This is a genomic window from Pantoea sp. PNA 14-12 (genome assembly GCF_004364735.1).
GTDB lineage: Bacteria > Pseudomonadota > Gammaproteobacteria > Enterobacterales > Enterobacteriaceae > Pantoea > Pantoea stewartii.
Window position 1 is genome coordinate 1,488,971 of record NZ_SOAJ01000001.1, and the last position, 13,928, is coordinate 1,502,898.

General features: G+C 53.7%; 14 protein-coding genes and 1 pseudogene. 7 read left to right on the forward strand and 8 right to left on the reverse strand.

The genetic code is table 11. The features are described 5' to 3' along the window. The first annotated feature begins 98 nt into the window (after positions 1 to 98). Complete coding sequence (locus C7434_RS07060; protein WP_033741915.1) at positions 99 to 1,661, forward strand: cyclic diguanylate phosphodiesterase; 1,563 nt, start codon at positions 99 to 101, stop codon at positions 1,659 to 1,661. A 62-nt stretch (positions 1,662 to 1,723) separates the two neighbouring features. Here C7434_RS07060 and C7434_RS07065 read toward each other — a convergent pair whose 3' ends face one another. Beyond that, positions 1,724 to 3,292 (reverse strand): TerC family protein, encoded by a 1,569-nt coding sequence (locus C7434_RS07065; protein WP_133745264.1) that lies wholly within the window; start codon positions 3,290 to 3,292, stop codon positions 1,724 to 1,726. A 501-nt stretch (positions 3,293 to 3,793) separates the two neighbouring features. Here C7434_RS07065 and manX point away from each other — a divergent pair. The 4 genes from manX (at position 3,794) to C7434_RS07085 (ending at position 7,002) form a co-directional block, all read left to right on the forward strand. Further along, positions 3,794 to 4,765 carry a PTS mannose transporter subunit IIAB gene (gene manX / locus C7434_RS07070; RefSeq protein ID WP_133745265.1) on the forward strand — a complete coding sequence of 324 codons (972 nt, stop codon included), beginning with the start codon at positions 3,794 to 3,796 and terminating at the stop codon, positions 4,763 to 4,765. A 43-nt stretch (positions 4,766 to 4,808) separates the two neighbouring features. Then, positions 4,809 to 5,609 carry a PTS mannose/fructose/sorbose transporter subunit IIC gene (locus C7434_RS07075; protein WP_033742216.1) on the forward strand — a complete coding sequence of 267 codons (801 nt, stop codon included), beginning with the start codon at positions 4,809 to 4,811 and terminating at the stop codon, positions 5,607 to 5,609. Between the two features lie 15 nt (positions 5,610 to 5,624). Further along, entirely contained in the window at positions 5,625 to 6,470 is an 846-nt protein-coding gene (locus tag C7434_RS07080) for a PTS mannose transporter subunit IID (protein ID WP_033741920.1), read from the forward strand. Positions 6,471 to 6,543: 73 nt separating this feature from the next. Further along, positions 6,544 to 7,002: a DUF986 family protein gene (locus tag C7434_RS07085; protein ID WP_033741922.1), complete on the forward strand. Its 459-nt coding sequence runs from the start codon at positions 6,544 to 6,546 to the stop codon at positions 7,000 to 7,002. On the opposite strand, the gene rlmA is transcribed toward C7434_RS07085, so the two are convergent. The 5 genes and pseudogenes from rlmA to C7434_RS07110 all read right to left on the reverse strand — a co-directional run bounded on the left by rlmA (position 6,999) and on the right by C7434_RS07110 (position 10,133). Beyond that, the gene (gene rlmA / locus C7434_RS07090; protein ID WP_033741923.1) at positions 6,999 to 7,808 is read right to left on the reverse strand and encodes a 23S rRNA (guanine(745)-N(1))-methyltransferase; all 810 of its coding nucleotides are present in this window, start codon (positions 7,806 to 7,808) and stop codon (positions 6,999 to 7,001) included. The two genes, C7434_RS07085 and rlmA, sit on opposite strands and share 4 nt — an antisense overlap. A 136-nt stretch (positions 7,809 to 7,944) precedes the next feature. Next, positions 7,945 to 8,154: a transcription antiterminator/RNA stability regulator CspE gene (gene cspE, locus C7434_RS07095; RefSeq protein ID WP_001062678.1), complete on the reverse strand. Its 210-nt coding sequence runs from the start codon at positions 8,152 to 8,154 to the stop codon at positions 7,945 to 7,947. Positions 8,155 to 8,190: 36 nt separating this feature from the next. Further along, positions 8,191 to 8,309 (reverse strand): annotated as a pseudogene (locus C7434_RS07100) (DUF2627 domain-containing protein). 529 nt (positions 8,310 to 8,838) lie between these two features. Then, a complete protein-coding gene (locus tag C7434_RS07105; RefSeq protein ID WP_033741929.1) occupies positions 8,839 to 9,843 on the reverse strand; it encodes an MBL fold metallo-hydrolase in 1,005 nt (334 codons plus the stop codon). 17 nt (positions 9,844 to 9,860) lie between these two features. Continuing rightward, a complete protein-coding gene (locus tag C7434_RS07110) occupies positions 9,861 to 10,133 on the reverse strand; it encodes a YebO family protein (RefSeq protein WP_006119471.1) in 273 nt (90 codons plus the stop codon). 218 nt (positions 10,134 to 10,351) lie between these two features. Between C7434_RS07110 and C7434_RS07115 the strand changes: the two genes are divergently transcribed. Continuing rightward, positions 10,352 to 10,591, forward strand: a complete 240-nt coding sequence (locus tag C7434_RS07115) for a YobH family protein (protein WP_033741931.1) — start codon at positions 10,352 to 10,354, stop codon at positions 10,589 to 10,591. 31 nt (positions 10,592 to 10,622) lie between these two features. Here C7434_RS07115 and kdgR read toward each other — a convergent pair whose 3' ends face one another. Beyond that, positions 10,623 to 11,417: a DNA-binding transcriptional regulator KdgR gene (kdgR, locus tag C7434_RS07120; RefSeq protein WP_133745266.1), complete on the reverse strand. Its 795-nt coding sequence runs from the start codon at positions 11,415 to 11,417 to the stop codon at positions 10,623 to 10,625. Between the two features lie 184 nt (positions 11,418 to 11,601). Between kdgR and C7434_RS07125 the strand changes: the two genes are divergently transcribed. After that, on the forward strand, positions 11,602 to 12,975 hold the full coding sequence (locus C7434_RS07125; RefSeq protein WP_033741933.1) for an MFS transporter: 1,374 nt from the start codon (positions 11,602 to 11,604) through the stop codon (positions 12,973 to 12,975). A 37-nt stretch (positions 12,976 to 13,012) separates the two neighbouring features. Here the strand turns inward: C7434_RS07125 and htpX are convergent, their stop codons facing one another. Beyond that, positions 13,013 to 13,894, reverse strand: coding sequence for a protease HtpX (gene htpX, locus C7434_RS07130; protein ID WP_033741934.1), 882 nt, complete (start codon positions 13,892 to 13,894; stop codon positions 13,013 to 13,015). Positions 13,895 to 13,928 lie beyond the last annotated feature (34 nt).

Here is a 13,928-nt window from a genome sequence, read left to right on the forward strand (position 1 = left end):
AGCCTTTCATTTTACGCACCGGTCCTAAATTTGCTCCAGGCCGTGCCGATAACAACCCAGCTATATCTATTTTTCTGGTTTTGGGAAGGTGATTCTTGATGTTCATGGCCCAGCAATATGTTGGACAGTACAGACGTAAGCGTTTGCTTATTGCTGTGGTGATTGCTTCTATTGTTCTTACGTTAACGCTGGCTTTGCGCTATTTCGAAGAAAAATCACGGATTCAGCAGCGTGCAATTAGCTTTGCCGATAACGCGATTACGCGTTTTGATCGCATGTTTTCTCCGCTGGATGTGGCAGCCAATAACACGCTGGGTTTAGTGGGCATGCCCTGTGAGGACGCGCGTTTTCCCTTAATCGAAAAGATTGCGTCCTTACAAACCGTGCGGGCGATTCTGCTGGTGAACGATGACTTACTGTACTGCTCCAGTATTTTCGGCTCACGGGATATCACCTTTAGTCAGACCTACCCTGAACTGGCGCTTAACGATAAGCGCATGATCCTGTCTACAGATGACTATCTGCTTAAAGGTTCGCCGGTCTTATTACTCTGGACGCCAACAACGCTGGATAACCGCTCAGGCATCCTGCAGGCCATCAACATTGAACTGATGAGCAGTTATCTGCTGGAACCGCAGTCGCCCTGGGTGGAACGCGCCATCTTTAACGTTAACGGCAAGAGCCTGGAATACGGCAATCCGCTTATTGAGTCGGCGGTCCCTTCGGAAGATGAAGTCACCTATAATGAAGCGTCACTGCGTTATCCCTACACGGTAACGCTTTATGGCCCTTCCCCATCCCGTCTGGCACTGGCCTCGTTGCCTTCTCAGTTGCCGCTGGCGCTAATGCTGAGTTTGTTAATAGGCTATGTCATGTGGCTGGCAACCGCCAACCGCATGAGTCTGAGCTGGCAAATCAGCTATGGCATCACCGCCAGGGAGTTTATTGTTTACTGCCAGCCGCTCATCAATGCCCGAAACGGTCAGTGTGACGGCATTGAAATCCTGCTGCGCTGGCATAACCCGCGCCAGGGCTGGATCCCGCCCGATGTGTTTATTCCGCTGACTGAGCGCCAGAATCTGATTAAACCTTTAACCCGTTTCGTGTTAAATCGCGTTGTCGAAGCCTTGCCGGATCTGCCTCACAGCCCGGATTTTCACATTGCTGTGAACGTCGCCGCCAGTCATTTTCGTGACCGCGCCATTCTGGAAGATCTGCAAACTATCTGGTGGCCTGCCAATCCGGTGCCAAAGCTGGTCGTCGAGCTTACCGAACGTGATGCGCTGCCGGTGGTCGATCAAACGGTCATTTCACAACTGCATGAGATTGGCGTACGGCTGGCAATTGATGATTTTGGCACAGGCCACAGTTCACTGTCTTACCTGAAGGACCTGCAACCGGACGTGCTGAAGCTGGATAAAATCTTCACCGCCTCGATTGGCACGGATGCGATTAACGCGACCGTAACGGATATGGTGATCTCACTGGCGCAACGGCTGAATATCAGCCTGGTGGCGGAAGGCGTGGAAACCCCGGAGCAGGCTGACTATCTGCGCGACCGCGGCGTGGATCACCTGCAGGGCTACTATTTTGCCCGCCCCATGCCGCTGGAGGATTTCCCCGCGTGGCTACGGCAACATCAACTGACCAGCGACCTGTAGTGCCATGCCTGGGGCAAAAAAAACGCATCACAGTGTGATGCGTTTTGCGTTTTCCGGGGAGGTTAACCTTCTTCGTCCTCGTCATGCTGCGGATCGCGCGTCACACGAACCAGATCAATGCGGTATTCTGTCGCTTCAATAATTTGGAAGTGAAGCGGCGCGATATCAATGACGTCACCCGGCTTCGGTAATTGTCCTTTCTGAGCAATCAGCAACCCTGCCAGTGACGCATGATCGTCGTCCGGTTTCACCAGCTCATGAAAATCAAGCAGCTGCTGGAGCGAGTGGAGATCGGTTCCCCCCTTCACTAACCAGCCGTCGCCGTCCATGATGATATCCGGCGTTTCGTCTTCATCCGGGAATTCACCTGCTATCGCTTCCAGCACATCCAGCGGGGTAATCAGGCCCTGTACCACACCAAACTCGTTGGTGACGATCACAAAGCTCCCTTTGGCACGACGCAGTACGCCCAGCAGGTTAATCGGATCGAGCGTTTCCGGCACCACGATAATCGGCGTGTTTGCCGCAAAGGTGGCAACATCCACACCATGATCCAGTGCGACCAGCAGCTCTTTGGCCCTGACAACGCCGATAATCTCGTCCAGTTCTCCCCGACAGACCGGGAACAGACTGTGCGGTGTGTCCAGCAACTGGATACGAATCTCGTCTACCGGACGACTGGCATCCACCCAGGAGATATCGCCACGCGGCGTCATGATGCTGCGAATTGAACGGGAAGCCAGCGTCAGTACGCCGTTAATCATATAGCGCTCTTCATCCTTAAAGGCTTCCTGTGGGATCGCGACGGCTATCGCCTGCTCTTCAGTGCTGGCCGAGGCCGTCTGTACCCGGTTGCGGCCCCCCATCAGGCGCAAAATGGCCTCAGCGGTACGCTCACGCATAGGACGATGCGACTGATGGCGAAGAAAGTTGCGACGCGCAATCTGGTTAAACAGCTCGATCAGGATCGAGAAACCAATCGCCGCATACAGATAGCCTTTAGGAATATGGAAGCCAAACCCTTCCGCCACCAGCGACAGACCGATCATCAGCAGGAAACTGAGACACAGGACAACGACCGTAGGATGGGCGTTAACAAATTTTGTTAACGGTTTAGAGGCCAGCAACATCACAATCATGGCGATCACTACCGCCGTCATCATGACCGGCAGGTTATTCACCATCCCCACGGCCGTAATCACCGCATCCAGTGAGAAGACCGCATCAAGTATGACGATCTGTGCCACAACGGCCCAGAAGCTGGCATAGCTGCGGTTGCCGCTGTTTTCCAGCTGACGGTTTTCCAGCCGCTCATGCAGTTCCATCGTGGCTTTAAAGAGCAGGAAGATACCGCCCGCCAGCAAAATAAGATCGCGTCCGGCGAAACTAAACCCGCCCACGCTAAACAGCGGCCGCGTCAGTGTGACCATCCAGGAGATCAGCGACAGCAGGCCCAGACGCATAACCAGCGCCAGCGAGAGGCCAATCAAACGCGCTTTATCGCGCTGCTTCGGCGGTAACTTATCGGCCAGGATGGCAATAAATACCAGGTTATCAATGCCGAGCACAATCTCGAGCACGATGAGCGTGAGCAATCCCGCCCAGATTGAGGGGTCGAACAGAAATTCCATTAGTGACTCCTGAAAAAGGATGTGATTACGCTAAAACGTACCAGCGTCTGATGACGTGACGATGAGCAAGGTGTAAAAGCAAAGAAAACGCGGTCTGGCGTAAATTGACGCGCTGAGGAGCGCAAAGACAAGGTTAAGCAACGTCGGTGACGGTCCATAAGGGTGGGCTGATGCCCATTACTCCTGAATAATTAACAGATCGCTAATGTATCAGTTCGGTCAACAAGGTCAAAAAATTTTCTTATTTTTACATTCTGTCATCACTTCGTTTATGCGCCATTAAAACGTAATTTCACGCTTTTATGCTGTAAATAGCCAACCGACATCACAAAATTTATTTTTTCGGTCACTAAAATAAATCCGGCATGCACGTAGTGAGTTGGTTATCCCTGCAATGTGGATATCGGGCCGGCAGGCTCAATAAAGAAGTCAGCATTGTTAACGCGATAATTCTTAACGGTTCCTCACCTTATGGAATCAACAAGCGAACGGAGGTAGCACGTGACCATTGCTCTGATCATTGGTACACACGGCTGGGCAGCAGAACAGCTGCTTAAAACGGCAGAGATGCTTTTAGGCGAACAGGAAAACGTCAAATGGATTGATTTTGTACCGGGCGAAAATGCAGAAACGCTGATTGAAAAATATCAGGCAAAGCTGACCGAACTGGATACCTCAAAGGGGGTGCTTTTTCTGGTAGATACCTGGGGCGGAAGTCCTTTTAATGCGGCAAGTCGGCTGGTCGTGGATCACGACAGCTATGAGGTCGTGGCCGGGGTGAATATTCCCATGTTAGTGGAAACCTTGATGGCGCGGGATGACAATCCAACCTTCGATGAGCTGGTGGCGATTGCGGTTGAAACTGGCCGTGAAGGCGTCAAAGCGCTGAAAGCCCAACCTGAAGTCAAACCCGCGCCCGTTGCTGCCGCACCGACTCCACCTCCCACCCCTGCCGCTGTCAGACCCCTCTCGCCTGACGAACACATGATTATCTGCCTGGCCCGTATTGATGACCGCCTGATTCATGGCCAGGTCGCCACACGCTGGACCAAAGAGACCAATGTCAGCCGCATCATTGTCGTCAGTGATGAGGTGGCAAACGACAATGTGCGCAAGACACTTTTAACCCAGGTCGCGCCGCCGGGCGTGACCGCGCACGTGGTTGGCGTCGATAAAATGGTGCGCGTCTGGAATAACCCCAAATATGCCCGTGAGCGCGTCATGCTGCTGTTCACCAATCCCACCGATGTCTTGCGGGTTGTGGAACAGAGCGTCGATATCAAAAGCGTCAACATTGGCGGCATGGCCTTCCGGCAGGGCAAAACGCAGGTCAACAATGCCGTGTCCGTTGATGAGAAAGATATCGCCGCGTTCCAAAAGCTCAATGAGCGCAATATCGAGCTTGAGGTACGCAAGGTTTCAGGTGATCCCAAACTGAAAATGATGGATCTGATAGCCAAAGTAGGCGCTTAACGGGCCAGCACTCTTTTCTATCCTGTAGAGGACACGAAGTATGATGGAAATAACCACACTTCAAATTATTTTGATCTTTATTATCGCCTGTATTGCCGGTATGGGATCCATCCTGGATGAGTTCCAGTTTCACCGCCCTCTGGTGGCCTGTACCCTGATTGGGATCGTACTGGGGGACATGAAGACAGGCATCATCATCGGCGGAACGCTGGAGATGATTGCTCTGGGCTGGATGAACATTGGCGCGGCGGTCGCCCCTGATGCGGCGCTGGCGTCCATTATCTCCACCATTCTGGTCATTGCAGGCGGGCAAAGCGTCGGCGCCGGTATCGCGCTGGCTATTCCGCTCGCCGCCGCCGGCCAGGTGCTGACCATTATCGTGCGCACGTTGACCGTGGCATTCCAGCATGCGGCGGACAAAGCCGCAGAGAAAGGCAATCTTACGGCCATTTCGTGGATCCATGTCTCCGCCCTGCTGCTTCAGGCCATGCGCATCGCCATTCCGGCGTTGATCGTTGCGATTTCGGTTGGCACGGACGCGGTGCACTCTCTGCTCAGTTCGATTCCTGAAGTCGTGACGAACGGACTCAACATTGCGGGCGGCATGATTGTGGTGGTGGGTTACGCCATGGTCATCAATATGATGCGGGCCGGTTACCTGATGCCGTTCTTCTATCTCGGTTTCGTGACGGCGGCTTTCACCAGTTTCAACCTGGTTGCGCTGGGGGTGATTGGCGTGGTGATGGCCGTGCTTTATATCCAGCTCAGTCCGAAATATAACCGTACCGCCGGTGCGCCTGCGGCCTCGCCGTCAGCTAACGATCTTGACAACGAACTCGATTAAGGAACAGGTGACAACATGGTTGATATAACAAAAGTCGAAAAGAAACTGACGCCAGGCGATGTCCGTGCTGTTTTTGTACGCTCAAACCTGTTCCAGGGTTCCTGGAACTTCGAACGTATGCAGGCGCTGGGATTCTGTTTTTCTATGGTGCCGGTGATTCGCCGTCTCTATCCTAAAAACAACGATGACCGCAAGCAGGCGATAAAACGTCACCTTGAGTTCTTTAACACACATCCTTATGTTGCGGCCCCGGTCCTGGGCGTGACCATGGCGATGGAAGAGCAGCGCGCCAATGGTGCCGCAATTGATGATGGTGCAATAAACGGCATCAAAGTGGGCCTGATGGGGCCGCTGGCTGGCGTAGGTGACCCGATTTTCTGGGGAACGGTTCGTCCGGTGTTTGCCGCCCTGGGTGCGGGCATCGCAATGAGCGGCAGTTTGCTCGGTCCATTGCTGTTCTTCATCCTGTTTAACCTGGCCCGTCTGCTCACCCGTTATTACGGTGTGGCCTACGGTTACCGTAAAGGGATTGATATCGTCAGCGATATGGGCGGTGGCTTCCTGCAAAAACTGACCGAAGGTGCCTCTATCCTTGGGCTGTTTGTCATGGGCGCGCTGGTCAATAAGTGGACGCACGTCAATATTCCGCTGGTGGTGTCACGCATTACCGACCAGACCGGCAAGACCACAGTCACTACCGTCCAGTCGATTCTGGATCAGTTAATGCCCGGCATCGTCCCGCTCCTGTTGACCTTTGCCTGTATGTGGCTGCTGCGGCGTAAGGTCAATGCCCTGTGGATCATCGTTGGTTTCTTTGCTATCGGTATCTTCGGCTACTGGATCGGCCTGCTTGGGCTGTAATCCTGACGCAATCGGGAGCAAGGCTCCCGATTTTTTTGGCGGTAACATCCACTGAAGCTCGAAAGGAAGCCCCATGTCATTGACGGACATCATCATCGCTCTCTGCATCGCTGCTCTGCTGGTGTTTGCGATCTACGACGAGGCGATTCTGCCACGACGTAAAGGCCCGACGTTGTTACGTGTGCCGCTGCAGCGCCGTCATAAAGCCGACAGCCTGATTTTTATTGGTTTACTGGTCATCCTGCTCTGGAACAACGTCACGCATCAGGGACCCGTGCTGACCACCACACTCTTGATGATGCTGTGCTTTTTGTCCTTCTGGCTGTTCTGGCTCCGCCGCCCCACGCTGGTCATGAAACGGGAGGGATTGTTCTTCGCGGGTATCTGGATCGCCTATTCCCGTATCCAGAGCATGAATCTGTCTGAAGACGGCATTTTAGTCATCCAGCTTGAACAGCGGCGCTTACTGATCGCCGTGCAGCAGCTTGACGATCTTGAACGGATTTATCAAACCCTGGTCGAGGCACGTTAGTCGCGTTGCCACAGGGTTATCACAAAATCCGCTTCGCACTGAAACTGTGTGCTTTCGGCTAACGTCTGCCAGACGTCCGGCCGCGCGCGCCAGGCAAAGGGCGTCATCTGCAATAACGTGGTGGCGGCCTGTCCGGTAAGGGCCATCGGATAGGTTAACGCATGCCGGGCACGTTGCTGAAAGCCCTGATACACTTTCCCTTCCGGTGCGTGCAGCTGAACATCGCGATAGATCAGCGCTTTGAACTGCGCCAGATGGTGCGGGCCCGGCGTAACCGTTAACAGGTATCCACCGGGTTTGATGACGCGATTAAGCTCCGCTTCATTACAGGGCGCATAGATGCGAACCACTGCATCAAGGGAATGGTCCGCAAACGGCAGACGCTGACTGGAGGCGACACAGAACAGGACCTGCGGATAGCGCTTCGCCGCGAGCCGAATGGCCATTTTGGCCACGTCCAGGCCAAAGACCTTGCCCGCTGGCGCAAAGTTATCCGCCAGCGCACCGGTGTAGTACCCTTCCCCACAGCCTGTATCCAGGATCTGAGCGGCCGGTACCTGCAGATGCTGATTCAGCACGTCAACCACCTTGTCCCGCAGGGGCTGATAGTAACCGGCCTGCAGAAAGTCACGTCGCGCCTGCATCATCTCCGCGCTGTCGCCCGGCTCGCGGGAGCCTTTATGTTGAACGGGCAGCAAATTGACATAGCCCTCTTTCGCCTGATCGAACTGATGGCGATTTTCGCAACACCAGCTGCGTTCGGTCAGGTTCAGGGAAGAGTGACAAAGTGGGCAAATCAAGGACATAAGGCGCTCCGGCATCTATCGACGCGCAGCAGTGTACTCGACAGGGAACCCGAGCGAAAGCGTAAAAAAAGCCTCGGCCAGAAGGCCAAGGCTTTAATATCTGAGACCGGGCGCAGGGCACCCGTCTGAGGCGAAATCAGATAGCAGTAACGTTAACAGCTGCCGGGCCTTTCTGGCCGTCCTGAATTTCGAACTCAACGTTTTGGCCTTCGGCCAGCGTTTTGAAGCCGTTGCCCTGAATAGCAGAGAAGTGTACGAACACGTCTTTGCTACCGTCAGCTGGAGTGATAAAACCGAAGCCTTTAGACTCGTTGAACCACTTAACCTGACCTTTAATCTTTGCCATTTTACTAATTCCTTAAAGTGTTTATTTGCCCGGAGGCTAACCTACAGATAAAACAGAGACATTACTGAATGAGGCACTGATTAAAGTTCGGCAAGGAAGCGGTATTCAACGTCAACGTCTTTACTCGTAACTTCTTTACTGAAGATGCCATACATAAACAGAACTGTACCTCGTTTAACCCACGAATTGTTATCACATATCCGCTAAATAATGGCAAGCCATTTTTAATATGTCGATCGTTAGTTTTTGCATAATTGCAGGGTAGCTCCCAGAGAATGTACTTTATGGTACAAAATGCTGCGAACCGAAACCCAGCGACCGTCATAACTTCACGATAAAATAAAGGCTTCCTGCATCCCGGATGGGATAACGTACTACTTTTCCTGCTTTTATCATGATGTATGACAATAAATAAATTACATTGCACTAATATGGCAATAATGCACCAAATAAAGGAATGGATAAGGGGAACGGTAAACCCGGACGGCTTCAGCTTGTACAGCTTTTATTATTTCGTACAAATATAAAAATTATTATTAGTAAAATCAAAAGTTGAGACTTCCCCTCCGCACTAATCATTTTCTTGACAGCTGACGTTTGAATTACCCCGAGCGCGTAAAAGAAATAAAAAGCGAATACGCCGGGGCCTTGCCGCTTCACAAACACAGGGCCCCGTATTTCGGATTAGGTCGGATTGAGATCGCTCAGACTGTGGCTCGCCCCAATTTTCCAGGGCGCAAAATTTTGCTGACCCTCGCCGCTCTGCGCGAGTGCTCGCTGGAGTTCAGCCGGGGGCGCATCCAGTGACTCATCCGCCAGTTCGAAAACGCCCCAGTGAATGGGAAGGGTCAGTGGCTGACCTATCGCGCGCCACAACGCCACCGCCTGCTGGGGATCCATGTGTTGTGCCCCCATAAACCAGCGCGGAGCATAAGCGCCTATCGGCAAAGCGGCCAGATTAAAGGGGCCATAATGCTGCGCAATCGCCAGAAGACTGTCGCTGTAGCCGCTGTCACCGGAAAACCAAAATCGCAGCGAAGCGGTCCTGATTACCCAACCGCACCACAGGGTTCGGTTGCGATTAGTAACGGTGCGCATGCTCCAGTGGCGCGCAGGGACCGCATCAAACTGTATTCCCGCAAACACTTTCTGTTGCCACCAGTCAAGCTCATGCACCTGTTTGACCCCATGACGTTTACACCACTCCGCCAGCCCCAGCGGCACCAGAAAAATAGTGTCCGGAAAGCGGCGCACAATCTGTTTGATGGTGGGCTTATCCAGATGATCGTAATGATTATGGGATATCAGGACGTAATCCAGCCGCGGTAACTGGTCAATGGCCAGCGGAGACGGCGTTTTACGTTCAGGTCCGATAAACGGCAAAGGGGAAGCCCGCCGGGACAGCGCGGGATCAATCAGAATATAGTGTTGGTTTATGCGCATCAGCAGCGCCGCATGGCCCAGCCACCAGAGACGGTCATCCTCCCCGTTCAGATCGGCAGGTTGCCACCACTGCGTAATAAACTGGTCATAGCCCTGACGAGGCGGATGGGGTAATCCCTGGGCTTTGCGTTCACGTCGCCAGCGCTGCAGGTCACCTTGCTGGCGGCTGTCGGGCTCAGGGTTACGAAACCCCTCAGCGGTGTGATGGGGTTTACTGCTGTCATACCAGGGATTTTTCCAGGCCATCCGGCCTCCATGCAGGGTTAACGTTCCGGGATTAAACGAATCAGTCCGTCGTTTTCCGACGGCGCTTCGGGGGACGGCTCATCTGCACCATTCTGCGCCTCAATCATCCGCCGCAGCAGTGCATTCTGTTTCTTTTGCTCTTCTAACAATGACGTCAATAACGCAACCTGTTCGTTCGCCCGAACGCTGGCGCGATTAACGTAAAACCACAGCATTAATGCCACAATCAGCGCCAGCAGAAAAACGCCGTAACTGATTACCGGTCCCGCATTCGCGGCTAACTCATTCATAACTGCCTCAAGATACCTGATGAAATCACAAAAAAAGAACGACCGTCTATTCTACTCCGCGCCGCCGCAAAAGATAATGGTGACGTCAGCGATATAGCGCTTTCTGCGCTTTCAGTTATCTCTGATCGCATCCTGCCTGAAAGCGAGGCATGCTAATCCTGTACATCATGTTAAGCAGCAGTCACTGGAACGCTGCGTGGGTATCATAAGGAGATACAATGAAACTCTTCATTCGGGCGATTATCGTTATCGGCATCCTCTGGCTGGCTATGCTGTTCACGGGTTACGGCGTGCTGGCGGGCAGCAACAAGAATGCCGCGGGACTGGGGCTGAAATGTAACTATCTGACCGCCAGAGGGATGGTGACCGCGCAATATCTGCATACAGACAGCGGCGTGGTGGGCGTGACGGATTGCCCGCTGCTAAAGAAAAGTAGCGAAGTGGTCGACAACGGATAACGGAGGAGCGGGCCAACTGGCCCGCTTTTTTTTAACCCCCGTCATTGCCGGTATAGCCCAGCTCTGACGAAAGACGTTGGCCCGCTTCACGTAACAGCGTCACATACTGTTGCTTGTTCGCGGCAGAAAAGCGCAGCGTGGGAAAGGAAAGGCTCAGTCCGGCGACGGCAACACCAAAGCGATCAAAAACGGGCACGGCGATGCAGCGCACGCCCACTTCCTGTTCTTCGTTATCCTCACCATAACCCTGCGCCCTGACCTGACCCAGTGCTTCGCGTAACGCGCCTGCGTCCGGTAAGGTGTTAGCGGTGTTAATAGTGAACGTCATACGCTCCAGAATGGCATTCACCTCCTCCCGACTGCGCCAGGCCAACAACACTTTTCCCAGTGCGGTGGAGTGCAGTGGATTGCGGTGACCAATACGTGAGGCCATACGCAGGTTATACAGCGAGTCAATTTTATGCACATAGACCACGCTGTCATCATCCAGCGCGCCCAGATGGGTTGTCTCTTTGGTCAGACGCGATAACTCGCGCATGTGTACATCGGCGCTGCGGATAAGATCGCTATGCTGCAACGCGTTGGATCCCACCTCAAACAGTTTCAAGGTCAGCGAATATTTCTCACTTTCCCCTTCCTGCGCGACATAACCTAATGCTTTCATGGTTTGCAGGAATCGGTAGACCGTACTTTTGGACATCATCAGCCGTTGTGCCAGCTCGGTAATACCGTGATCGCGCTCTTCGCTTAACGCCTGCAAAATCCCGAATACTTTTTGCACCGAAGAGACGGCATCCGGCTGTTTATCCTTTTCGTCAGCGGCCATTTGTCACCCTGAATACGTGTTTCAAAAAAACTGGAACAGAGTTGCAGTATAGAGTGACAGCGCCGATCCCGGCAATCTTCCGGGTTTGAAACATCTCTAAAATATATTTTTTCCGTGGGTACGATGCAATTTGGCGGCCAATTGATTAGCATGATGATATTCACACTCTTTAATATTAGCCTCTATGTCACTTTCCTCTTCTGACGGCGGACTCGCAGTACCCCAACGCTACTGGGCTATTCTGACGATCGCCATCGGCCTTATCATGGCGGTACTGGATGGATCGATTGCCAATGTCGCGCTGCCAACCATCTCACGTGAGCTACAGGCCAGTCCGGCCCAGTCAGTCTGGGTGATTAATGCTTATCAGATTGCCATTGTCGCCTCGCTACTGTCGTTGTCCTTTTTAGGCGATATCGTCGGCTACCGCCGCGTGTACCAGGCAGGGCTGGTGGTGTTTGCCATCACGTCGGTGTTTTGCGCCCTTTCGCCCTCCCTTCCCCTGCTTACGCTGGGCCGGGTGCTTCAGGGCCTGGGGGGTGCGGCGATCATGAGCGTTAACACCGCTCTGATTCGTATCATTTATCCCCCACGTTATCTGGGCCGCGGCATCGCGATCAACGCCCTGCTGGTGGCGATCTCGACGGCAGCCGGCCCCACGGTTGCGGCAGCCATCCTCTCATTTGCCAGCTGGCGCTGGTTGTTCCTGATCAACCTGCCACTGGGCGTTGTCACGCTCTGGCTGGCGTTACGTTATCTGCCGGATAACCCGCAACGGGCCAAAACACAGAAGTTTGATGTCACCAGTGCGGTAATGAATGCGCTCTTTTTCGGCCTGCTTATTTCGGCGCTGGGTGGCTTTGCCCAGGGACAATCGATCTGGCTTATCGCAGGAGAACTTATCACGCTGATTGTGGTGGGCTACTTTTTTATCCGACGCCAGCTGACGATGGCCGTGCCGTTGCTGCCAGTTGATTTGCTGCGCATCCCTATTTTTGCCCTGTCGATGTGCACCTCCGTCTGCTCTTTCTGCGCACAGATGCTGGCGATGGTATCACTGCCCTTCTACCTGCAAAGCGTGCTGGGGCGTACAGAGGTCGAAACCGGTTTATTGCTTACGCCGTGGCCGCTGGCCACCATGCTGCTCTCGCCGGTCGCGGGACGTTTAATTGAACGAGTGCATGCGGGCTTACTCGGGGGATTAGGGCTGGCCCTGTTTGCCATCGGGCTTTTTCTGCTGGCTCACTTACCTGCGAAGCCAGACGACATGGACATTATCTGGCGCATGATGCTGTGCGGGGCGGGCTTTGGCCTGTTTCAGTCCCCGAATAACCACACCATTATTACCTCCGCTCCGCGTCAACGCAGCGGTGGTGCCAGCGGTATGCTGGGCACGGCACGGTTGCTGGGTCAGAGCAGCGGTGCCGCACTGGTAGCGCTGATGTTCAACTGGCTGGGCAATGACGGCACCCATGCGGCGCTGTTACTGGCGGCTGGATTCTCAACCGCAGCGGCCCTGCTCAGTCTGTCGCGCATAAAAACACCGCGCGTACAGTGATAAAAAAAGGCGACTTCTCAGTCGCCTTTTTGCCGGGTTACTTCAGGTATTCGCCGCTACGCAGCGCTTCAATACGTTTATCTAACGGGGGATGCGACATAAACAGCTCGCTGAATGACTTCCCTTTACCGTTGATACAAAACGCCATCATGCTGCTGGGCTCCTGCGGCTCGTAGCTGGTTTTCAGGCGCTGCAGTGCCGCAATCATCTTCTCACGGCCCACCAGTTTCGCTGAACCGGCATCCGCATGGAACTCACGGTGACGAGAGAACCACATGGTAATGATGCTGGCAAGGATACCAAACACCAGTTCCAGCACCATAGAAACGGCAAAGTATACCAGCGGATTACCGTTGCTGCTTTCTTCCCCATCGCGGTTACCAGACATGAAGCCTGCCGCAATCTGCGCCAGAATACGCGAAACGAAAATCACGAAGGTGTTCACGACGCCCTGAATCAGGGTCATGGTGATCATATCGCCGTTGGCAATATGCGCGACTTCGTGCGCCAGCACCGCTTCAGCCTCGTCGCGGCTCATGTTTTGCAGCAGCCCGGTCGATACAGCCACCAGTGACGCATTACGGCGGGCACCGGTGGCAAAGGCGTTGATGTCAGGCGCGTGGTAAATCGCGACCTGCGGCATCGCAATACCGACCTGCCGGGCCTGCTGGCTAATGGTCTCTAACAACCAGCGCTCGGTTTCGTTGCGTGGTTGTTCAATCACTTCACCGCCGACCGAACGCAACGCCATCCACTTCGACATCAGCAGTGAGACAAACGCACCGCCGAAGCCAAACAGACCTGCCATAATCATCAGGCCCTGAACACTGCTTGACTGAATTCCTGTCAGGCTGAGAATCAGCCCGAATACCAACATCACTGCCAGGTTGGTCAGCAGGAAAAGAGCAATACGCATCATAACGGTTAATCATCCTCAGTAGTTCATGCGCTCA